Annotated in this window: 23 protein-coding genes and 2 other annotated features; of the genes, 17 read left to right on the plus strand and 6 right to left on the minus strand. The window is 38.0% G+C overall.

Going from position 1 to position 22,646, the window contains the following annotated elements; translation table 11 throughout:
* Position 1: 1 nt before the first annotated feature.
* The 3 genes from lpdA (at position 2) to JNUCC23_RS07540 (ending at position 2,623) form a co-directional block, all read left to right on the plus strand.
* The gene (gene lpdA / locus JNUCC23_RS07530; protein WP_062181612.1) at positions 2-1,414 is read left to right on the plus strand and encodes a dihydrolipoyl dehydrogenase; all 1,413 of its coding nucleotides are present in this window, start codon (positions 2-4) and stop codon (positions 1,412-1,414) included.
* A 408-nt stretch (positions 1,415-1,822) separates the two neighbouring features.
* The gene (locus JNUCC23_RS07535; RefSeq protein ID WP_062181609.1) at positions 1,823-2,071 is read left to right on the plus strand and encodes a hypothetical protein; all 249 of its coding nucleotides are present in this window, start codon (positions 1,823-1,825) and stop codon (positions 2,069-2,071) included.
* Between the two features lie 426 nt (positions 2,072-2,497).
* Positions 2,498-2,623, plus strand: coding sequence for a GapA-binding peptide SR1P (locus JNUCC23_RS07540; RefSeq protein ID WP_403073100.1), 126 nt, complete (start codon positions 2,498-2,500; stop codon positions 2,621-2,623).
* A 348-nt stretch (positions 2,624-2,971) separates the two neighbouring features.
* Here the strand turns inward: JNUCC23_RS07540 and JNUCC23_RS07545 are convergent, their stop codons facing one another.
* Complete coding sequence (locus tag JNUCC23_RS07545; protein ID WP_454215081.1) at positions 2,972-4,429, minus strand: aminotransferase class I/II-fold pyridoxal phosphate-dependent enzyme; 1,458 nt, start codon at positions 4,427-4,429, stop codon at positions 2,972-2,974.
* 229 nt (positions 4,430-4,658) lie between these two features.
* Between JNUCC23_RS07545 and JNUCC23_RS07550 the strand changes: the two genes are divergently transcribed.
* From JNUCC23_RS07550 to trpA, 9 genes are all read left to right on the plus strand, one after another.
* The gene (locus tag JNUCC23_RS07550; RefSeq protein WP_454215083.1) at positions 4,659-5,618 is read left to right on the plus strand and encodes an NAD(P)H-dependent flavin oxidoreductase; all 960 of its coding nucleotides are present in this window, start codon (positions 4,659-4,661) and stop codon (positions 5,616-5,618) included.
* Between the two features lie 61 nt (positions 5,619-5,679).
* Positions 5,680-5,955, plus strand: coding sequence for a UPF0223 family protein (locus JNUCC23_RS07555; RefSeq protein WP_062181596.1), 276 nt, complete (start codon positions 5,680-5,682; stop codon positions 5,953-5,955).
* Between the two features lie 63 nt (positions 5,956-6,018).
* Positions 6,019-6,248, plus strand: a binding site (T-box leader).
* A 37-nt stretch (positions 6,249-6,285) separates the two neighbouring features.
* Positions 6,286-6,612, plus strand: a binding site (T-box leader).
* A gap of 53 nt (positions 6,613-6,665) precedes the next feature.
* Positions 6,666-8,060, plus strand: coding sequence for an anthranilate synthase component I (gene trpE, locus JNUCC23_RS07560; protein WP_454215085.1), 1,395 nt, complete (start codon positions 6,666-6,668; stop codon positions 8,058-8,060).
* Positions 8,044-8,643: an anthranilate synthase component II gene (locus JNUCC23_RS07565; RefSeq protein ID WP_403073109.1), complete on the plus strand. Its 600-nt coding sequence runs from the start codon at positions 8,044-8,046 to the stop codon at positions 8,641-8,643. The genes trpE and JNUCC23_RS07565 overlap by 17 nt, the downstream gene beginning before the upstream one ends.
* Complete coding sequence (gene trpD / locus JNUCC23_RS07570; RefSeq protein WP_454215087.1) at positions 8,627-9,652, plus strand: anthranilate phosphoribosyltransferase; 1,026 nt, start codon at positions 8,627-8,629, stop codon at positions 9,650-9,652. The genes JNUCC23_RS07565 and trpD overlap by 17 nt, the downstream gene beginning before the upstream one ends.
* Positions 9,653-10,447, plus strand: coding sequence for an indole-3-glycerol phosphate synthase TrpC (trpC, locus tag JNUCC23_RS07575; RefSeq protein WP_062181579.1), 795 nt, complete (start codon positions 9,653-9,655; stop codon positions 10,445-10,447).
* On the plus strand, positions 10,437-11,054 hold the full coding sequence (locus JNUCC23_RS07580) for a phosphoribosylanthranilate isomerase (protein ID WP_454215089.1): 618 nt from the start codon (positions 10,437-10,439) through the stop codon (positions 11,052-11,054). The genes trpC and JNUCC23_RS07580 overlap by 11 nt, the downstream gene beginning before the upstream one ends.
* Complete coding sequence (trpB, locus tag JNUCC23_RS07585) at positions 11,051-12,262, plus strand: tryptophan synthase subunit beta (RefSeq protein ID WP_454215091.1); 1,212 nt, start codon at positions 11,051-11,053, stop codon at positions 12,260-12,262. The genes JNUCC23_RS07580 and trpB overlap by 4 nt, the downstream gene beginning before the upstream one ends.
* Entirely contained in the window at positions 12,252-13,037 is a 786-nt protein-coding gene (gene trpA, locus JNUCC23_RS07590) for a tryptophan synthase subunit alpha (protein ID WP_062181570.1), read from the plus strand. Before trpB ends, trpA begins: the two co-directional genes overlap by 11 nt.
* A gap of 161 nt (positions 13,038-13,198) precedes the next feature.
* Here trpA and JNUCC23_RS07595 read toward each other — a convergent pair whose 3' ends face one another.
* Entirely contained in the window at positions 13,199-13,831 is a 633-nt protein-coding gene (locus tag JNUCC23_RS07595) for a YktB family protein (RefSeq protein WP_403073116.1), read from the minus strand.
* Positions 13,832-14,017: 186 nt separating this feature from the next.
* Between JNUCC23_RS07595 and JNUCC23_RS07600 the strand changes: the two genes are divergently transcribed.
* Complete coding sequence (locus JNUCC23_RS07600) at positions 14,018-14,215, plus strand: hypothetical protein (RefSeq protein ID WP_062181564.1); 198 nt, start codon at positions 14,018-14,020, stop codon at positions 14,213-14,215.
* A 428-nt stretch (positions 14,216-14,643) separates the two neighbouring features.
* The gene (locus JNUCC23_RS07605; RefSeq protein WP_062181561.1) at positions 14,644-15,456 is read left to right on the plus strand and encodes an inositol monophosphatase family protein; all 813 of its coding nucleotides are present in this window, start codon (positions 14,644-14,646) and stop codon (positions 15,454-15,456) included.
* A 225-nt stretch (positions 15,457-15,681) separates the two neighbouring features.
* Here JNUCC23_RS07605 and JNUCC23_RS07610 read toward each other — a convergent pair whose 3' ends face one another.
* On the minus strand, positions 15,682-15,864 hold the full coding sequence (locus JNUCC23_RS07610; protein WP_403073119.1) for a YlaF family protein: 183 nt from the start codon (positions 15,862-15,864) through the stop codon (positions 15,682-15,684).
* Between the two features lie 126 nt (positions 15,865-15,990).
* Here JNUCC23_RS07610 and typA point away from each other — a divergent pair, with 126 nt between their 5' ends.
* Both typA and JNUCC23_RS07620 read left to right on the plus strand, forming a co-directional pair.
* Complete coding sequence (gene typA, locus JNUCC23_RS07615; protein WP_403073121.1) at positions 15,991-17,832, plus strand: translational GTPase TypA; 1,842 nt, start codon at positions 15,991-15,993, stop codon at positions 17,830-17,832.
* A 28-nt stretch (positions 17,833-17,860) separates the two neighbouring features.
* Complete coding sequence (locus JNUCC23_RS07620) at positions 17,861-18,169, plus strand: YlaH-like family protein (RefSeq protein ID WP_062181551.1); 309 nt, start codon at positions 17,861-17,863, stop codon at positions 18,167-18,169.
* Between the two features lie 389 nt (positions 18,170-18,558).
* Here JNUCC23_RS07620 and JNUCC23_RS07625 read toward each other — a convergent pair whose 3' ends face one another.
* On the minus strand, positions 18,559-18,759 hold the full coding sequence (locus JNUCC23_RS07625) for a YlaI family protein (RefSeq protein WP_403073125.1): 201 nt from the start codon (positions 18,757-18,759) through the stop codon (positions 18,559-18,561).
* Between the two features lie 339 nt (positions 18,760-19,098).
* The gene (locus JNUCC23_RS07630) at positions 19,099-19,698 is read right to left on the minus strand and encodes a YhcN/YlaJ family sporulation lipoprotein (protein ID WP_253722490.1); all 600 of its coding nucleotides are present in this window, start codon (positions 19,696-19,698) and stop codon (positions 19,099-19,101) included.
* A 329-nt stretch (positions 19,699-20,027) separates the two neighbouring features.
* Here JNUCC23_RS07630 and JNUCC23_RS07635 point away from each other — a divergent pair, with 329 nt between their 5' ends.
* Positions 20,028-21,356, plus strand: coding sequence for a PhoH family protein (locus JNUCC23_RS07635; protein WP_403073128.1), 1,329 nt, complete (start codon positions 20,028-20,030; stop codon positions 21,354-21,356).
* 489 nt (positions 21,357-21,845) lie between these two features.
* On the opposite strand, the gene JNUCC23_RS07640 is transcribed toward JNUCC23_RS07635, so the two are convergent.
* Positions 21,846-22,343 (minus strand): peptidyl-prolyl cis-trans isomerase, encoded by a 498-nt coding sequence (locus tag JNUCC23_RS07640; protein ID WP_454215095.1) that lies wholly within the window; start codon positions 22,341-22,343, stop codon positions 21,846-21,848.
* Positions 22,344-22,646: the final 303 nt, after the last annotated feature.

The raw sequence follows: 22,646 nt of genomic DNA on the forward strand, positions 1-22,646 counted from the left end.
CATGGTAGTAGGAGATTTTCCAATTGAAACAGATACTTTAGTCATCGGTGCTGGTCCTGGTGGTTATGTTGCCGCTATTCGTGCTGCGCAACTTGGACAAAAAGTAACAGTTGTTGAAAAAGGAACGGTCGGTGGAGTTTGCTTAAATGTAGGCTGTATCCCATCAAAAGCACTAATTGCAGCAGGACATCGTTTTCATGATGCTAAGCATTCAGAAGATATGGGGATTACTGCTGAAAATGTAAAACTGGACTTTTCAAAAGTACAAGCTTTTAAATCATCCGTTGTAAATAAATTAACTGGCGGAGTTAGCGGGCTTTTAAAAGGAAACAAAATTGAAGTTGTAAGCGGGGAAGCGTATTTCGTTGACGAAAACAATGTTCGTGTTATGACTGAAACGTCTGCACAAACATATACATTCAAAAACGCAATCATAGCTACTGGTTCAACTCCAATTGAACTGCCTACTTTTAAATATTCTAAACGTGTTATCAATTCTACTGGTGCTCTTGCGCTTGAGGAAGTTCCAGCTTCTCTAGTTGTAATTGGCGGAGGAGTTATTGGAATCGAGCTTGGTGGCGCTTATGCTAATATGGGTACTAAATTAACGATCCTTGAAGGAACAGAAGATATTCTTTCAGGTGGTTATGAAAAACAAATGACTGCATTGGTTAAGAAAAACTTGAAGAAAAAAGGCGCTGAAATTGTTACAAAAGCTCTTGCAAAAGGCGTTGAAGAAACAGAAAATGGTGTAGTCGTAACTTATGAAGTAAATGGTCAAGAATCAAAAGTCGAAGCTGATTATGTATTAGTAACGGTTGGCCGTCGTCCGAATACGGATGAAATTGGTCTTGAACAAGTAGGTATTAAGCTTACTGAAAGAGGCTTAATTGAAATTGATAAACAATGCCGCACAAATATTAAAAACATTTATGCGATTGGTGATATTGTATCCGGCCCTCAATTAGCACATAAAGCTTCTTACGAAGGTAAAATTGCTGCTGAGGTAATTGCTGGAGAAGCTTCAGAGATTGACTATTTAGGAATCCCTGCTGTTGTATTCTCTGAGCCAGAACTTGCTACAGTGGGTCACACTGAGCAATCAGCAAAAGAAGAGGGACTTGATGCTAAGGCTTCTAAATTCCCATTCGCTGCAAACGGCCGAGCTCTTTCACTGAACAATACTGATGGTTTTATGAAACTAATTACTCGTAAAGAAGATGGTTTAGTGATCGGTGCTCAAATTGCTGGTCCAAGTGCATCTGATATGGTTGCTGAGCTTGGACTTGCTATCGAGGCTGGTATGACGGCTGAAGATATCGCAATGACCATTCATGCTCACCCATCTTTAGGTGAAATTACAATGGAAGCTGCAGAAGTTGCTTTAGGAATGCCTATCCACATTGTAAAGTAATAGAACTACCAAAAAGTACATCCGATTTATTTCGGGTGTACTTTTTTTGTACAATGCATGACCTAAGCCTACCCTATGTTAGTAAAAGTGTTTTTTTTTGGAGATTTATCCTTTTAAATACTAAATTGTTATGGGGATTTTAAAAATATATCTAGCAGGATAGGGAATCTTAGAGGTAATACTAATCATATTATTTCATAACTTACATATAATGGGTCACTTGTTTAGGTGTACAGCCTTTGTTGTATAAAGAAAAATACAAAAAAAGCGTTAGGATTGTATGAATGAGGATAAAGGTAAAAATGGTTCTTTCCTTAAAAAAGTTTGAAGTTTGTGACTCTATAAAACGGTATTTTGTTTTCTGGTATATAGAATGCGGACCATTTCATTTGACAGGAGTTGGATTGTTTGAAAAATTATGTTGTATTTCTTTTCCAATTAATTGTATGGAGCGGGTATGCTGTTGTCGAATGGCTTTCAACTCATGACAAACTTGTGTTTAAAGTGATTATGTTCTTCATTTTTTCATACTTAGCTATATATATTGGTAAGGCCATACTAAAATCGAATAAACGAACATTGATCGTTACCAGTGTCAGTTTACTCTGTTATGCAATTATTCAAGTTCTACTCCAAACGATTTTACCGATTACGTAGAGATACTATAGAGGGATATGATACAATAATTATCCTTATTTTTACAAAATAACTTCAAAAAAATGGATACTAAATAATCAATCCAAACGAAATTAAAACTCCTTGACCTTAAAGAAACGTTGATGTCATCGAGTTTTTTAGTTGATTCTTTAATAAATAACAAGGAGACTAAATAATTTAGTTGAATACTCTCGTTTAGTAGTCTGATACTTCGTGTAATAAATAATTGTCGTAAATCAATTGTCTGATGCATAAATAATTAAAAATAATAGTTCGTAATTTTCTCTTTCTATTTTGTATGTCACGTTTACAATAAAAAATTAATGTGACATACAATTAATGCTTGAATTATCAATTGTGTTATATTATTATGGTATTAACAAGTTGTAAAAGCGTTTTCATTTTAATCTGAGGGGAGTTTTAGAAATGGGTACAATAGTTTGTCAAACATGTAATGGAACGATTGATCATTTCGAAGATGAAAAAGTGAGTGTACTTTATGCGCTTTGCAACCATTGCGACCGTAAAGAAGAAGAAGAAGTAGAAATTTAATATGGATCCTGATAAAAAATAAGAGACTAACCAGAAATGGTTAGTCTCATTTTTCTAATAATTGATTATTCGAATACACTAAGGGCATGTTGGTCACACAGGTGAAGAATTCTTTGTCTGTGTTCATTGGACTTAGATTGTAAGATCGCTTTATCTACGGTAAGCTTGCGATTTAGTGACACTAGAACGAGATAACCATCAGCGGGGAAAGGCACCTATTTATGGAAGTCTCACTTTATCCCTGTAATATTCATTTACTGTGAGGAATCAAGTGAGTGTAAACAGCCTGTAAATCCCCGATTGGTTCAACTAACCATCAGCTGGGGAATGCACCCACTGATGGAAGTTTCACTTTATCACTCTCAAGTATTGAAGGTTAGGATCTTCGGGGCCTTGAACGGGCAGTCCAACTTCCAGATTCGCTTTAATGTAATCAATGTTTTCCTGAGTAATTACTTCGCCTGGAATGAAGATTGGGATTCCTGGTGGGTATACCATGATAAACTCAGAAATGACTCGGCCGACAGATTCATCAATTGCGACGACTTCTGTTTCAGAGTAAAAAGCTTCTCTGGGCGATAGAGCGAGAACAGGAATTGTCGGGAGCAGGACTTCTACATGATTATTCTCACTTGTCGCAAGATGCTTAAATTCTTTTGACAATTCTTGTAGTGCTTGCAATAGAATACCCGCTTCATGTTTGGTGTCACCATTCGTGATAATACATAGAATGTTGTACAAATCAGAAAGTTCGACTTCAATATTGTACTTTTCACGTAACCATTTCTCGACCTCATAGCCAGAAATACCGAGATCTTTAACTGAAATAATCAGTTTGGTTGGGTCGTAATCAAAGGTAGCTGGCGAACCGATAATTTCTTTCCCAACACAATGAAGGAATGGAATCTCATTTATGTCAGCCCGCAACTGATCAGCTAGCTTAATAGAGCGGTCAATCAATACATACCCTTCTGTTGCTAGACGCTTTCTTGCAGTATCAAGCGAAGCAAGAAGAATATAAGAGGTTGATGTTGTTGTTAACATACTTATGATTGATTGAACACGATTAGCTGAAACAAGGCCTTCTTTTACGTTTAATATTGAGCTTTGTGTCATTGAGCCACCCAGCTTATGGACGCTTGTTGCAGCCATATCAGCGCCTGCTTGCATAGCCGATAAAGGTAGTTCATCATGGAAATGAATATGAACCCCATGAGCCTCATCAACAAGTACTGGTATTTGATAAGAATGTGCCAATTCTACAATTTTCTTTAAATCAGCAGATACTCCGAAATACGTCGGGTTAATCACGAGAAGACCTTTTGCATCTGAATTTTCTCTCAATGCCTTTTCGACTGAATCTATTGTAATACCATGGGAAATACCAAGGTTTTTATCTATTTCAGGAGTTATGAAGATTGGGATCGCACCAGAAAAAACAATCGCCGACATAATTGACTTATGCACATTTCTAGGTACGAGTATTTTATCACCCGGGCCACAAACCGTCATAACCATAGTCATGATGGCTCCGCTTGTTCCTTGTACAGAAAAAAACGTGTGATCAGCACCGAACGCTTCAGCGGCTAGTTCTTGAGCTTGCTTAATTATCCCCTTTGGACTATGAAGGTCATCTAAAGGAGCGATATTGATTAAATCAATCGATAATGCATTATCACCAATGAATTCACGGAATTCAGGATCCATTCCCTGTCCTTTTTTATGACCAGGTATGTGAAATTGAATGGGATTTTTCTTGGCATGGTTCACTAAAGCTGTGAATAAGGGAGTTTCGTTCTGTGACAATTGTTTATTACCCCACTTCTTTATAAGTATAATCTAAGAAAACATATGAATTATATCATGCGTAATATTATTTGAAAAGAATAATTATGCAATGAATACTCAATGAGAAAACACAAACGATTAAGGGAAAGAGCAATATAGATAATAGTATTAGTAAACGCTGGTCTAATAATTAATAATTTATTAAACTTGAGTAAGAGAGTAGTTGTATTTGAAAGGGGGAACATAGATGAAATGGAAAACAAGAGTCACTGATCTATTAGGGATTAAATATCCAATTGTCCAGGGGGGGCTTGCCTACTTAGCTTATGCTGAACTTGCGGCGGCTGTATCGAATGCAGGGGGTCTTGGCCAGGTCACTGCGATGTCTTTAAGTACGCCAGATCAGCTACGTGATGAAATACGTAAAACCAAAGCGATGACAGACAAACCATTTGGCGTGAATTTCGCGATTGGGCAGCATGGAAGACCGTATGAACATATGCTCGAAGTAGCTCTAAAAGAAGGAATTGAAGTTGTATCGGTAACTGGGGGAAATCCTACCCCGTTTTTTGAACTTTTGAAGGGGGAAAATGTAAAAAAACTAGTGCTTGTTGCAGCTAGAAGACAGGCGGAAAAGGCAGAAGAGATTGGGGCGGACGCGGTTATGGTTGTCGGTCAGGAAGGTGGCGGACATCTTGGACGAGATGACATAGGTACAATGGTGCTAATTCCTCAAGTCGTAGATGCTGTTTCGATACCAGTCATTGCATCAGGAGGCATTGCGGATGGTAGAGGTTTAATGGCTGCACTCGCACTTGGTGCAGAAGGAATTGAGATGGGTACGAGATTCATTGCTACAAAAGAATGCGTACATGCGAGTGATGCCTATAAAAAATCATTGGTTCTGGGAAATGAATATGATACAGTCGTAATTAAGCGATCAATCGGAGCGCCTGCCCGAGCTATATCTAATAACTGGACAGAAAAAATTCTGAAAATTGAACAGGAAAATACGGGGTATGAATCAATAAAAGGGTACATAAGTGGCACGGCTAATAAGCGTTATATTTATGATGGTGTACAAGATGAAGGATTCGGATGGGCTGGACAAGCTCTTGGGTTGATTCGTGATATTCCTACTACCGCTGATTTATTCGAAAGAATGATTAGAGAAGCGGAAGAAATAAGTGGGAAATGGACAAAATAAGTAACAATATCGTTTTAAGTAAAATTTATAGCTAAAATGTTTAAGTGAAAGGTGATTTTAAATGGAATATCAATACCCAATGGATTTTACTTGGAGTACAGAAGAAATTGTCGATGTGATAAAATTTTTTGAAAGTGTTGAGAAAGCTTATGAAAGTCGCGTCAGTAAAGAAGATCTTATGAAAACGTACAGACGCTTTAAAGAAATTGTTCCTGGAAAGGCTGATGAGAAGAACTATACGGATGAATTCCAGGAAAGTAGCGGGTATTCTGCTTACTTAGTTATAAAAAGTGCAAAAGAAACAGATGACGGTGGCTGGATTACAGTAAAAAAATAAATTTTCAGAAAAGTCATTGACAAAGTTCGTCGTTCAATTTAAGATAATAAATAATAAAACGAATATAAAGCGTTGAAGAAGAAAAGTACCTTAATGTTTGTTCTAAAGAGAGCCGGTGGTTGGTGTAAATCGGTGAACAACTTTAAGTGAATGGGCTTCTGAGCTCCAAACCGAAATGCAAAGTAGGCTTTGGCGGAACGTCTCATCGTTATTTGAGATAGGTATCTTAATTGATGCTGTAAAGTGAGCTTTCGAGCTAATAAAGGTGGTACCACGGGTTCCTCGTCCTTTTGGATGGGGGCCCTTTTTGTGTTTTTTAAAATTATAATGAACAATTCGATGATCAAGAGGAGTAGCCTTTTTAGATGCGTAACAGAGAGCCGGGGCAGGTGGAAACCGGTACGATATGAAAAGGGGAATGGACTTGTGAGAGGTTCCTTGAACGATTAGTAGAGGAACACGGCTTCCACCGTTATCAGGATTAGTATTAGGATATAAATCCTGTACTTGAAAAGCGGAGGATGTCTCCATAAAAGTGTTAGACCTCGTGCCCTATATACAGTGATGTAATTACTGGATATAGGGCACGGGATCAGAAACCCTTTTTAAGACATCCTCAAGCTGAGGTGGCACCGCGGTAAATGAATCGTCCTCTGCATACACATTTTTTGTGTATGCAGGGGACTTTTTTATTTTTAAGGAGGGCTAACATGACAAGTGAAAGAAGAAAATTACAATTTAATAAAATGATTGTTGAAGGTGACATCCATACACCGATATCAATTTTTCAGAAACTTCCTGGTAGGAAGAAATTTCTATTAGAAAGTTCACCTTCCCATCATGACAAAGGGAGGTACTCTTATATTGGCTTCCACCCATACTTGGAATTAGTTTCACAAGATAAGGTAACCGAAAGAATTAGCCCTAATCAAAAAAATAAGTTAGAAATTGGTTTGCTAATGGATGAATTAAAAAAAGAGCTGGACGTTGAATTTGAAACGAACGATTTTGACATCCCATTCTTTGGTGGAGCAGTTGGCTACTTGGGCTACGATATGATCCGGCAGTATGAGGAGATAGGTTATGTGCCAGAAGACTCCTTAAATATGCCAGATGCCCATTTTCTACTTTTTGAGGATGTTATCGTTTTTGATCATCTAACAGAAAAGATTCATTTGGTTACATGTAGCTCTGAGTTTGAAACAAGGTTGTCTGACATGAAAAAGCTGATTGAATCGGTAAGCGATAACGAACCTGAGAGTGAACGAGTACATTTAGATTTTCAATCAAATATGAGTCAGAAAGCGTTCGAAAACCTTGTTCATCAGGCTAAGGAAGCAATAATTGAAGGGGAAGTATTTCAAGTCGTCTTATCTCAGAGATTTCAGTCACCATTTCACGCTGATCCATTTCAGGCATATCGCAGACTTAGATTGTCCAATCCATCACCCTATATGTTTTATATCGACTTTGACGGATATACCGTTCTTGGTTCTTCACCGGAAAGTTTAATCAGTGTGAAGGATCGACAAGTCACAGTAAATCCAATAGCTGGTACTAGACCGCGGGGGAATACTCCAGAAGAAGATCAACAGTATGAACAAAGCCTGCTTGAGGATGAGAAGGAACTTGCAGAGCATAAGATGCTTGTCGACCTTGGTCGTAATGATCTTGGTAGAGTGTGTGAAATCGGTTCGATTACATTAACCGCTCAAATGAAAATAGAACGATATAAGCATGTCATGCACATTGCTTCAAAAATAAAAGGGCTGTTACGTTCGGACCTTACAAGTCTTGATGCTTTAATCGCTTGTATGCCAGCAGGAACGGTTTCTGGGGCACCGAAAATTAGAGCTATGCAGTTAATCAACGAATTAGAAAATGTAAAAAGAGGGGTTTACGCAGGATCAGTCGGCTATCTTGGTTTTGGTGGTAGCTTAGATATGGCACTGGCGATTCGAACCATGGTCATTAAAGATGATATTGCCTATGTTCAAGCTGGGGCAGGGATCGTCTATGACTCTGTAGCTGCCACGGAATATGAGGAGACGAAGAATAAGGCGAAAGCTTTATTGGAGGTGCAAAGAGATGATATTACTCATTGATAATTATGATTCATTTACTTATAACTTATATCAATATCTCGGTGAATTTTACCCCGAAATTATAGTGAAAAGAAATGATCAAATCACAATTGAAGAAATTGAGGCATTGAACCCTGCCGCAATCATCCTGTCACCAGGACCTGGTCGCCCTGAAGAGGCAGGAATATGTATTCCAGTCATCTCCCATTTTTACAAGAGAGTTCCGATCTTAGGTATTTGTCTTGGGCATCAAGCGATTGCATGTGCATTTAAAGGGACGGTGGATCGGGCTACACAAATCATGCACGGGAAAACGTCAGTAGTTCTGCATAATGGGAAAGGCTTATTCGAAACCCAAGAAAGCTATTTAGAAGTCATGCGTTATCATTCATTGGTTGTGAAAGATCATAGCCTTCCGAACGAGTTTGAAATTCTTGCAAGAGCTGCTGATGACGGAGAAATCATGGCGATTCAACATAAACAATATCCTTTATATGGATTGCAATTTCATCCAGAGTCGATTGGAACAGTTACGGGGAAATCAATCCTCTTGCAATTTATCAAAAATGTGAAAGATGGTGCTCAATATGAAAAGATATCTTGAAAAACTATCGCAACATGAATCATTATCGCAAGAAGAAATGTTAGATGCTGCACAATTACTCTTTTCTGATGAAATTACAGATAGCGAAATGGCTGCGTTTCTAATCGCTCTTAAATCAAAAGGTGAAACAGCTGAAGAAATTGCAAGTCTAACCACTGTTTTAAGACAAAAAGCGATTCCTTTGAAAGTGCAATTTGATCATGTGATGGATAATTGCGGAACAGGTGGCGATGGTTCACAAAGTTTCAACATTAGTACAGCATCGGCATTCGTATTAGCGGGTGCAGGTATCAAAGTCGCCAAACATGGAAACCGCAGTGTATCAAGCAAAACGGGAAGTGCTGATGTTCTTGAAGAGTTAGGTGTGGACCTTCAATTAAATACGCAAGGAATTGAAGAAAGATTGAACGAAATCGGCATTGCTTTTCTATTTGCTTCTACTGTTCATCCCAAACTTGCGAGAATTATGAAAATAAGAAAGGAACTGAAAATATCCACTGTGTTTAATTTTACAGGTCCACTAACTAACCCAATTCAGCTGGACTCTCAATTGGTTGGGATTAATCGGCGCGAAATGCTCGACCTATTTGCGTCAGTATTAGATAAGTTAGGGAGAAGAAGAGCCTTGGTAATCAATGGAGCAGGGTATATGGATGAAGCTAGTCTACAAGGAAGTAATTCGATGATTTTATTAGAAAACGGCAAGAAAACGCACTTCACATTAAGCCCTGAGGATGTTGGTTTACCTTATTATACAAATGAAATGATCCGTGGTGGAGAGGCAAAAGAAAATGCTGATATTATGCTTCGAATATTACATGGAGAAAAGGGGGCGTATCGAGATACGGTACTTTTAAATGCTGGTCTAGGAATATATGCAAACGGGAAAACAGACAATGTTCGTGAAGGAATTGCCATGGCAAAAGAAAGCCTTGATAGTGGGCGGGCATTTAAGAAGCTTGAAGCACTTATACATTTTGACACCTATAAAAAAGCGGGGGTAATGTAAATGACAAATATATTGACGACAATTCTTGCTACTAAACATGAGGAGATTATTCAATTGAAAAAATTGAAAGTTTCGAATTCGGAAGTTGTATATACGAAGAGGTCGCTTTTACAGAGCTTGAAAGAATCACAAAAAGTTTCAATCATTGCAGAGATAAAACGAGCTTCACCATCCCGTGGAGATATTGATCGAGATGTGGATCCTGTTAAACAAGCGATTGCTTATGAAAAAAATGGCGCCGCTGCGATATCTGTCTTAACAGACAAGGAATTCTTCAAAGGATCATTTGAGGATCTTAAGAAGGTGAGTGAGGCTGTGAAAATCCCTGTTCTTTGTAAAGATTTTATTATTGATGAAATACAGATTGACCAAGCTAAACGAGCGGGGGCACACATCATCCTCCTTATCGCAGCTGCTATGCCAGTACAACGCTTGGCAGAACTATACCAATATGCTAAATCAGAAGACTTGGAAGTGTTAGTTGAGGTGCATAATGATGAGGAGCTTCAAGCTGTGCTTCCGATTGATCCAGAATTAATTGGCATTAATAATCGGAATTTAAAAACTTTTGAAGTGAATCTTGAAGTAACGGAGCGACTCGGTTCTCAATTAGCAGAATTGAACAAACTATTTATCTCGGAAAGCGGAGTGAAAACACGTCTCGATGTTGAGCGAGTTAGAGATGCCGGAGCGAAAGGAATATTAGTTGGGGAAACATTGATGCAAGCGGAAAATCTAAATCATAGCTTTAAAGACTTTGACGTCTTGCTTAAAGGTGAGAATTATGTACGTTAAAATCTGTGGTTTATCAACTTTAGAAGCAGCGCAAACAGCTATTGATTCAGGAGCCGATTATCTAGGATTCATTTTTGCCGAAAGTAAACGGAAAGTGACGCCAATAAAAGCACGAGAAATTATTAGAAATTTAAAGGGGAATGTAAAAAAGGTAGGGGTTTTTGTTAATGAATCGGTTGAGGAAATATCAAGAATTGCTGAATATGCAGGGCTAGATATTATTCAACTTCACGGTACAGAAAGTCAGGAATTTGCAAGTAAGCTTTCATTACCCGTCATTAAAGCTATTACAATACATTCTATAGAAGATTTATTAAAGGTCCCTGAATGGAAAACAGAGTATATTCTACTTGATTTACCGAAAAATCAAACAGCTCCTATAAACAAGACTCTGAATTGGGAGGAAATGAAGGGGAAATTACCTTATAGCAATCATATTTTCCTTGCGGGAGGATTATCTCCTGATAATGTAGAAACGGCTGTTCGAATCATTCAACCTTATGCTGTTGATGTATCAAGTGGTGTCGAAACAGGCGGTGTAAAAGATCTTACAAAAATCAATAAATTTATTAGTAAAGCGCATCTAAAAGAGGAGGAATTAGCATGATAAGCACGTATAGTGGACCGGACAAAACTGGACATTTCGGTGAATATGGCGGTCGATTTGTTCCAGAAACATTAATGACAGCAGTATTAGAACTCGAAAACGTATATGAGGAAGCAAAACAGGATCCCGAGTTTCAGGAAAGTCTTCAGTATTACTTAAAAGAATATATTGGGAGAGAAAATCCATTATATTTTGCAGAAAATTTAACGAAGCTTGCTGGCGGAGCAAAGATCTATCTAAAGCGTGAAGATTTAAATCATACAGGTGCCCATAAAATTAATAATACGATTGGTCAGGCGTTGCTTGCGATTAAAATGGGGAAACGAAAAATTGTTGCAGAAACAGGGGCGGGTCAGCATGGGGTAGCCACTGCAACAGTTTGCGCCTTGCTGAATCTAGAATGCGTCGTCTTTATGGGAAGCGAAGACGTGCAGAGACAAAAATTGAATGTGTTCCGAATGGAGCTTCTTGGAGCGAAGGTTGTGTCTGTTGATCAAGGAAGTGGTACTTTGAAGGATGCTGTCAATGAAGCCCTCAGATACTGGGTATCTAATGTTACAGATACGCATTATATTATGGGGTCTGTATTAGGACCGCATCCGTTTCCGCAAATTGTTCGTGATTTTCAAAGCGTAATCGGCTATGAAACAAAACGACAATATAAGGAAAAAGAAGGGAAGTTGCCTGATACGATTGTTGCTTGTATTGGAGGAGGAAGTAACTCAATGGGCATGTTTTACCCGTTTCTTACAGATCCTTCTGTGAAATTAATCGGTGTTGAGGCTGCGGGAAGCGGGCTTGATACAGAAAAACATGCAGCTAGTCTGACAAAGGGGACGAAAGGGGTTCTTCACGGCTCATTGATGTATCTGCTTCAAGACGCAGACGGTCAAATCCAAGAAGCCCATTCCATATCGGCAGGTCTAGATTATCCTGGTGTAGGTCCAGAACATTGTTTTTTAAAAGACGAAAATCGAGTGACGTATACGTCAGTCACCGATGATGAAGCGCTGGATGCATTTGTTCTTTTATCTAGGGAGGAAGGGATTATTCCAGCTTTAGAAAGCTCACATGCCATAGCTTATGCGATGAAGATTGCAAAAGAAATGAAGGAAGATGAAGGGCTTGTAATTTGCTTATCAGGTAGAGGGGATAAGGATGTTGAACAAGTTCGTTCATTACTAGGAGGACGCGAAGATGGGGAATAAATCATTACAAGATACATTAGCTGAACTACATGTCAGGCAAGAAAAAGCCTTCATTCCTTATATTATGGCTGGAGATGGTGGATTAGATAAGCTTAAGGAGGACCTGCTTCGCTTGCAAAATGCCGGAGCAACGGCGGTCGAATTAGGTGTTCCCTTTTCTGATCCAGTTGCGGACGGTCCAACTATCCAACTTGCAGGGAAGCGGGCGTTGGCAGAAGGAGTGACCTTAAAAAAAATCATTTCTAAGCTTATCGAAATCAAAGATGAAGTGGACATTCCTATTATCTTTATGGCTTACTTAAATTCTCTGCTTGCATATGGAATCGGTAATTTCAGTAATGATTGTGTCAAAGCTGGTGTGTCAGGGTGTATTGTCCCAGATCTACCGATAGAAGAGGAAGAGATTCTTGCACAAGATTTGAAAAATGCGAATATCTCGCTGATCAGATTGGTTGCTTTAACAAGCTCTCAGGAAAGAATCGAAAAAATTGTTGAAAACGCAGAAGGCTTTATTTATGCAGTCACTGTAACAGGAATAACAGGTGTTCGTGAAAGCTTTGAAGAAGAAGTTGGTCATTATTTAAACCGTATTCGTGAGGCAAGTTCAATACCAGTTCTCGCAGGCTTTGGAATTTCAACTCCTGAGCATGTGGAAAGAGCTTCGTTATATAGTGATGGTGTGATTGTGGGCAGTAAAATCATTCAAAGTCTACAATCAGAAAATTATCGCGAAATTGATGAATTAATTTTAGCAAGTAAAAAAGTAATCTATTGAATAAAAGCTAGGATAGTATCTCATAAGGGTCTGACCTCGCACTCTAAATCAGTATATAGTGTTTCATACACTTATCTTAAACTGTATTTAGTCGTTGCGGGGTCTGACCCTTTACTAAGTTCTACGTACAAAAGGTTAACTCTTATATGCAAATCAGATTTCTAAAGAGATGTTTCGGTTAGTGTGTACAAGGGTATTAAATGGACAAAAGCATTATGAATGGTACGTATAAAATCACCATCTGAGAGGTTAATAGCATCCTCGCGAGGGATTTTAATCCCACAAAGAATCTCCGCCTTTTTTACATCCTGCAACCTTTTGAACATGGCGGTTAATTCCACTAAAGATAAGGTTTTATGGGGAATGACTTCTGGTTTCGTATGATCGAGCGACCACACAAAGTTGTCAGGAATACTTTCTTTGATACTTTTTACAGACTTTTCAAGTGTTTGACCGAACTGGACCTTTATGGGAGCCTCATAAATCACCGCAAACCAAACAAACATATGACTTCCCCATAAACCAATTTGGAAATGAGGCATCATTTTATATCCTCTTTTGCTACCGGCGAAAGCGACCCAAGTATCATTAGGTGGATTGATGGTTCGTCTTGCATGTTTAGCCACATGAGGGAATAGTTCTTGACCAGTCATTGTGGAAAGTTCACTTGCGAAGTGGTCACCAAGTGCATCTAGTTTAGGGCGAATCTGATCTTTTAGTGCTTCCATTCGATAATTGAGACCTTCAATTTTAAATACGTTAAAATCTGCAGCTGAAAAACTGGTTACGTTCATTTTTCCCCTCCTTCGTTCCTTTAAGTGATATTGTAGCATAGGTAAAAACATAATATAAATAATGGGATTACAAAAAAACTTGGCTATAGGTTAGAGCACAATTTAGTTGCGATTTCCATAGAGGCATCATAGTATGTAATAAAAAAACAGAAAATTTAGTCAATTACTGAAAGGAGCTAATTATTTATGAAACAAGTCATGAATCAAGCGATGAAAGCTAAAGAAGTTGAAAAACACCGAAAAGCAGTGCTACGTATGGAAATGGATTATGAATTGGCTACTCTTTTTGAAGCTATTGAGGAAGACAATGATCAAAAGAAAAAGCAGTGTAAACATAAATTAGAACGCATTCGGAATGAGCTATTAAGACTAAAGGCTTTGTAAAATATAGCAATTGTGATTATGAAAGAAACGATGGGTTATTGGATTCAACAAAGTTGTTGCAGAAAAGCAAAATATGGCTAAGCGGACGCTTTTAATTTGGTAAAGGTGTCCGCAAGCATTTCTAATTTTGGAGGAGACTAAAGAGATTTCGCGGATGCGTTCAAATTAGTATAGCTCTTCACATGACGCCGTTTAATTAGTTTTGCCACATTTACTACATACGTCTTTCCTTCCGAATTAAAGGCTTTTTAGGTCTATTTGTTTTGTATATAATTTTGATTAAGGGGATCCTTAATGTGAAGTAAGAACACGGTTCAATTAAATGCATACAACATGATAAAACTTGATGCAGGACAATATTTCCATTATTCTTAAAGTACGAATTACCGTTTGTAGATTTTTAACATCTATGTCTGGAGGATAAAATGATGGAGAATTATACAGAAATTGGTGCATGTGCAAAGGATTGGATCATGACCGCGGGAAAAAGACTTAAATCATCATTTGAAGAGAATCTCAATATTGAAACAAAGGCGAACGCCAATGACTTAGTTACCAACATGGATAAAGAAATAGAGCAATTTTTTCTTGATAATATTACTGAAACGTTCCCCACTCATCGAATTTTTGGGGAAGAAGGAATGGGCAAGCGGATCACAGACTTGAAGGGCGTTGTTTGGATTATTGACCCAATTGATGGGACGATGAATTTTATTCATCAACAACGGAATTTTGCTATTTCAATTGGAATTTATGAAGATGGCATCGGGAAAATAGGACTTATTTATGATGTCGTACATAATGAACTGTATCATGCCTTCAAGGGAAAAGGTGCTTATCTGAATGATATAAAATTACCTGAGTTGACAAAAGTGCCGATTTCGGAAATGATCCTGTCATTAAATGCTACATGGCTTATGGAAAACAAACGGATTGATCATCAGGTTCTTACCCCTCTAGTTAAGGATGTTAGGGGAACAAGGTCATATGGCTCGGCAGCTATTGAAATGGCATATGTTGCATCAGGAAGATTAGATGCCTATATGACAATGAGACTTGCACCATGGGATTTTGCTGCCGGTTCCATTCTGATTGAGGAAGTAGGCGGTGAAATAACAACGATGTCGGGAAATCCGCTCGATTATATCAATGGTTCTTCGTTGTTTGTTTCAAAACCTGGTCTTCATCAAGCGATTTTAGAATCATATTTTCACAACAGCTGGCCAGCTGTAAATTATTAAAAAAATCTTTAAATACATCGCAATGGGAACAAAAAATCGCCAATTATTAGGCGATTTTTTGTTGATAGCATAAATAAAACTATTCACATCAAGCGCCAGAGCTTATTTTACGATGAACGTGAGCAGTAAAAGTATCACTTGTCATCTTGCATTGTAATATGGTAGTCTCAATTCTGGTACTAAATCTTTTTTATGTTAATTGTGACTCCTGTGCAAGAGACATACCTACAACTTTCCTTGTTCACGTAGTTTTTTCTTTTGGGTAAACCCATACCCCATAATACCCATTAAAGCTAGGACACAAATAGCGGCGATTGTCATGCTTTTTTCGGCAATTGCAATTCCAATTCCGCTGATACAGATGACTGCCAATAATGCCAATACAAGGAAGTTCCACTTAATATTCATGAATTTCACCTCTTTTATTTTATAATGTACAGAATTTCTTGCTTTGATTATACTATGTTTGTGATATAATATGTAAGTTAATGATATAGATATGCCTAAACTAAATTTCCTCTAGGAGTGAATTGCTTGAAATTACGTAATAATATTCGAAATATAGCCATTATAGCCCACGTTGACCACGGAAAAACGACAATGGTGGATCAATTGCTGAAGCAATCAGGTACTTTTCGTGAGAATGAGCACGTAGAAGAACGTGCGATGGATTCCAACGCTATTGAAAAAGAACGTGGAATTACCATTCTTGCGAAAAACACGGCTGTTCAATATAAAGAAACACGTATTAATATTCTGGATACACCTGGTCACGCTGACTTTGGTGGAGAAGTAGAACGAATCATGAAAATGGTAGATGGAGTTCTGCTAATTGTTGATGCTTATGAAGGTTGTATGCCACAAACACGCTTTGTTCTGAAAAAAGCATTAGAGCAAAAAATTACACCAATCGTTGTGGTAAACAAAATTGATAAAGAATCAGCACGTCCAGGAGAAGTAGTGGATGAAGTACTTGACTTATTTATTGAGCTAGGTGCTGAGGATGATCAATTAGACTTCCCAGTTATTTATGCTTCAGGTATTTCTGGAACTGCAAGTATTGACCCAGACCCAGCTAAACAAGAAGAGGACATGACTCCTTTATTTGAAGCAATCGTTGCGAATATTCCAGCTCCGGTTGATAACAGTGATGAACCACTTCAATTCCAAGTGGCATTACTTGATTATAACGACTATGTTGGTCGTATTGGTGTCGGACGTGTTTTCCGCGGGAAAATGCATGTTGGTCAACAAGTAGCTTTAATGAAACTGGATGGTTCTGTAAAGCAATTCCGTGTTACAAAAATCTTTGGTTTCATTGGCTTGAAAAAAGTTGAAATCCAAGAGGCAGTTGCGGGTGACTTGATTGCCGTTTCAGGAATGGAAGATATTAACGTCGGTGAAACCGTTTGTCCAACTGAACATCAAGATGCTCTTCCTATTCTGCGAATTGATGAGCCAACTCTTCAAATGACGTTCTTAGTAAACAACAGTCCATTTGCGGGTCGTGAAGGGAAATATGTTACAGCACGTAAAATTGAAGAACGTTTAAGAACTCAATTGCAAACAGATGTGAGCCTAAGAGTTGATAATACAGATTCTCCTGACGTTTGGACAGTTTCTGGACGCGGTGAGCTACATCTTTCTATTTTAATTGAAAACATGCGTCGTGAAGGGTATGAACTTCAAGTGTCAAAACCAGAAGTTATCGTACGTATCATTGATGGAGTTCGTTGTGAGCCTATCGAGCGTGTTCAAATTGACGTACCTGAAGAGAATACTGGTTCGATTATGGAATCAATGGGGGCTCGTAAAGGTGAATTGTTGGATATGATTAATAATGGCGGTCAAGTTCGTCTTATTTTCAACATTCCAGCACGTGGCTTAATTGGTTATTCAACAGAATTCTTAACTTTGACTCGTGGTTATGGAATTATGAACCACACATTCGACAGTTATCAGCCAATGGCATCTGGGCAAGTTGGTGGAAGACGTCAAGGTGTTCTTGTTTCGATGGAGACAGGAAAAACTACGCAATACGGTACGATGCAAGTTGAAGATCGAGGTGTGATCTTTGTTGAACCAGGTACTGAAATTTATGAAGGTATGATCGTTGGAGAGCATAACCGTGAAAGTGATTTGACTGTTAACATCGTTAAAGCAAAACAAATGACTAACATGCGTTCTGCAAACAAAGACCAAACGTCATCAATGAAAAAGCCAAGAATTATGTCGCTTGAAGAAGCTCTTGAATATTTGAATGACGATGAATACTGTGAAGTAACTCCAGAATCCATCCGACTTCGTAAAAAAATTCTTGAGAAAAACGAACGTGAAAAATCAGCGAAAAAGAAAAAATTTGCTGAAGTTGAATAATAAATAATAACCTCTAGGAGGGATTGAAATGGATATACAGGAGCGGCTGTCATTTTTTGCAGCACTTTACCGAGTGGATGAAAATCCCGAATCCGGTATGTGGTACCTGTATTTAACGATTTTTGCACTTTGTGTTATCGTCTATCAGCTAGGGTTTGCTAAAAAGCTACCACTGCTAAAGAATGTAGTCATTTATGCAATAATGGCTCTTGGTTGTACCGTTATGTCCTTCCTAGCAGTTTTTCTTCCGATGGGTGAAGCACTCGCCATTGCAGTTGTTGTCCTTGGAATTTATAAGTATCGCTTGCATAATTCAAGAACAGAAAAGCAGGTTTAGAACGCTTGCTTGGTGTTTGCAATGATGATTGACATCCACAATAGAAAAGAGGCTAATCCACTTGGATTAGCCTCTTTTCTATTGTGGAAGATTCACACTTAAATGTGCATTTAGCATCCGTGCGCCATGTTGTCGCTACTTATAATATTCTTATAGGAGACCCACATCGTTTAATGGTAATGCTTTTCTTTTGGGGCGGTATGTTCTTAGTGCAAAATGATTTGATTGTGCTAGGGGCTATTAGAACGTGATTAAGATTGAACGGTCTTTACTACTCATAATTTTTAAACTGACGAGGAGTTCAAATTAAAAATTATGAAGTGACATTGAATCTAGTCAATTTTTATGATGTTAAAGAAAGATTTTAGCCAAATGATCGGTGGGAGTCTTTACCATTCATCATCCTTCTTAACAGTTCGATAAAGTCTGAAATTACCTGTATCAATACGAGCCTTTGTTTTTTCTTCTATTCTTTGCTGACATTCTTGGCACATATATGTATGTATAGGGCGATTTCGGAGCTTTTTTGCTTCTGGAGAATCCGTAGGAATGGGTTCAACTTTATCACAAATTACACATTTTACTTTCATCGTAAGAACCTCTTTCGAAATAAAAATTATCTGTACTAAAGGCTATGTTAAAAAATTGTTAATAAAACGATTTTTGGTTAATATGAGCTGGAGATTAACAGCGTTAGATAACATAGCTTTAACAAAAAACTTTGATAATTTAGTATACCACGTTTTTTAGACAATGAAGAAATGTAAAGCAAAAAGAAGAGGAATAATCCCTCTCCTAATGAGAAAATATTTCTTCATAGAACTTTTACCCTCTCTTAACATACAGTAAATAATTATCTAGATTGTTTATGGTATATATGAAGAGAGGGTACTTATTCCGAAAGAAAACTCACCGTAAGATGATTTCCTTTATTTATATCCATTCGATTGCTTTTCCTGTTTGTCATCCAAGTTCCTTTTTTCATGATTATTTAAATTATCTTTTTGTTCTTCAATCGCTTTTGCGGGAGTGGGGTTTTGAATATCCCCTGGAACTTCAGGGATAATTCTTGATGTAATGTCCGAAAGTTCATTTAAGATTCCGCGAACTGGTTTTCCATGTTGGATATCTTTAGCCACTTCTTTAATCCGAGCATTTAAGTCCGGATCAGCAACAACCACGGCCTTAGCTCCAAACGGGTCATGCTTTAATGTTTCTCCAACTGAATATTTGATCGTCCCAACCTGTGAGCGTTCAATATCAGAATCAATATCTATCCCAACAATGGCATAGTCACCAAAAACTACTGCAGTTGCATCATTTACATGAGGAACCTTTGAAGCTAAATCAATAAGTCTTTTGGCAGTGTCAGAATCTGTTACCTGATCTGTTTGTTGAATCGTTGAATGATTCACATTTGTTGCCTGTTGCCTCTTCGTATTAACATTCTCTTGACCTTGTTGATGTGAAGAACAGCCGCTCAGTAAAAGAAAACTGGCAAAGAAATAAGGTATAATGCGATTTATCAATTATAGGACCTCCTTTATGTTCATATTTTTCATGTGTTTTTCTAGATTATCAAAGGTAACTATCCACAAGTACATAGAGCGGGAATGCATATACTGATGGAAGTTTCCTTTATAGTCTGTAATTGTTCTTCTATCTTTATGCAGATTGACATATATTTTATCAACAGTCGTCTCGTCCACTATAAAAAGGGGCATTCACCTTAGTTTCGATCAATCGAGCAAATAAAAAATGTGAAGGGATACGCCGGTGGAACTTTATCATATATGAAGTCACCACCTTGAATAACAACACAAATATTCCGACAAAAGATTAGGCGGGAGGCGTCCTTTTGAACAAAATTTATGTGTTAGATACGAATGTTTTACTGCAAGATCCATACGCTATTTTTTCATTTGAAGACAATGAAGTTATCATTCCTGCAGTTGTATTGGAAGAATTGGATTCAAAGAAAAGATATATGGATGAAATCGGCAGGAATGCGAGACAAGTCTCAAAGCTTATAGACGGTTTTCGTGAAAAAGGAAAATTGCATCACGGAATTATGTTGCATAATGGTGGGGAATTAAGAATTGAGCTAAACCATCGTTCTTTTCATGAGCTCCAAGAGATTTTCATCGAAAAGACAAATGATAATCGAATTCTTGCAGTAGCTAAAAACCTTTCACTTGAAGAACAAACGAAAAAAAATGGCAAGTCAGTCATCTTAGTTAGTAAAGATACCCTTGTTCGTGTGAAGGCTGATGCAATTGGGTTATTATCCCAAGATTTTCTAAGTGACCGAGTTGTTGAGCTGGATCATATTTATAGTGGCTTTCAAGAAATTTTAGTTTCGCGAGAGCTACTTAATCAATTTTATGGAAAAGGAAGTTTGCTTGTTTCAAGTATTACAAAAGAAACACTCCATCCTAATCAATTTATATTGATGAAAGATATTCTAGGTACCTCCGCTTCTGCTGTTGCTCTCGTTGATTTTACTGGAAAGACCGCAAGAAAATTGATCTTTGATGAAGATCATATATGGGGCATTAAAGCTAGAAATGTTCAACAGATTATGGCGATGGAGATTCTTCTTAGATCAGATATTCCTCTCGTTACTCTAATTGGAAAAGCAGGTACAGGTAAGACGCTAATGGCTCTTGCGGCAGGCTTAATGCAAACTGAAGATCTTGGCCGATATAAAAAGCTACTTGTTGCAAGGCCTATCGTGCCGGTAGGAAAGGATATAGGGTATTTGCCAGGGGAAAAGGAAGAAAAGCTAAGACCATGGATGCAACCGATTTTTGATAATTTAGAGTATTTATTTAACACAAAAAAGCCTGGAGAATTGGATGCAATTTTGGCAGGTATGAGTTCGATTGAGGTCGAGGCACTCACATATATTCGAGGTCGAAGTATCCCTGATCAATTTATCATAATAGATGAAGCTCAGAACCTTACGAAACATGAAGTGAAAACGATTTTAACGAGGGTTGGCGAAAGAAGTAAAATCGTATTGATGGGGGACCCCGAACAGATAGACCATCCATATCTTGACGAATATAATAATGGGCTAACCTATGTAGTGGAGAAATTTAAAGAACAACAGATTGCGGGTCATGTTAAATTAATAAAAGGAGAAAGATCTGGTTTGGCCCAGCTTGCCGCCACTCTACTTTAAGTGCGTGTTTAATAAGGAGGATAAGTACGAGGAGCGATTGTCTCTATCAATTCGCGTATACAGTAACGTTGAGGACCGGGCTTGCACAGGACGTGCGCGATTTTAACAGAAGGTCATTTATGAGCCTTAATGCAATTCGCAAGCTTTTTAACCGAACTTTTTGAACAACCTCTTTAAGAGAGGCTCTTTTCGTAAAGTTTGTTGTTTTTAACAAGTAACAAATTCGAGCAGATGTTGATTGTAGTTGATATGCGAGACTCCTGCTTAGAGAAGCGTGTTGAGGGAGACCCCGTAAGTGCAAAGCACTGAGGAGGCTCCTTTAGACCGCCCGTACAAAGGAGTGTCTGCAACGGAAATCACCCCAGGATATTCGTGTAAATATCATTTAAAAGCAATAAAGTATGCGAGAACAGCCTAAAGAAAAAACGTTGCTCCTTGACGAAGAGTCGGTAAAACACTCAGACACTTTGTCATGGATCTAACTTTACATTATCGCATAATAAATGCCTGTACATCTTTAATTGGTTGATTAATATTGGATCCATCTCCAAAATAAATGTACATTGGGCCATTTTCTTTTATAGGCTTACCATCAATAGAAAAGCCTAGAACAAATGCTTCGGCAGCTTCTTTAGTAAACACTTGTTCCGTATTCGCTGTTTTGACAACAACTTCAGAGGCATTAGAATCGGGTTCAGCATTATCCAGAAAAGGCTTGAAAGGAATGACAAACGTACCTTCTAATAGACGTTGTTTCTCAAACTTTCTTTCTGTCTTTAATGTTGGGGGCATTGTTGCTCCCTCGCGGATTTCTTTTTCCCAATGCTTGGATGCTGCAATCGTATATTCCTCTAATTCATTTTCCACTTTCTTCTCAGCCTGAAAATAGGTTTCAATTTCAACTTTACGGTCGTCAAAGATCCAAACCCCAGGATCTAATGTTATTGGAAATTTCACTTTCCCTTGAATAAATACGATGGGCTCCATCTATAAACATTCCTCTCTGTATGTATGGTCAAAAAGACTCTAACAATAATTATACAAGAATAAGTATAAAGAAACTTGCTAAAAAAGTCACAGAAAACCTTTTCATTTGTCCAGGTGGTTTCAAAGTCGTTCTCCCAAATGGTTCGGTTCTTGTTCGCGTCTAAGCTTTCTGAAGCATACAGGGTGTATAATACTATAAAGGCGCTACCAAAGGACATGGTCCACGCCGACGAAGCCAAAAATTCAGGAGCGATCAGTTTGTCCTTATACAATAAGACGTTAACGTTTTTCTAAGAGTTAAAT

The organism is Peribacillus sp. JNUCC 23 (assembly GCF_053653995.1).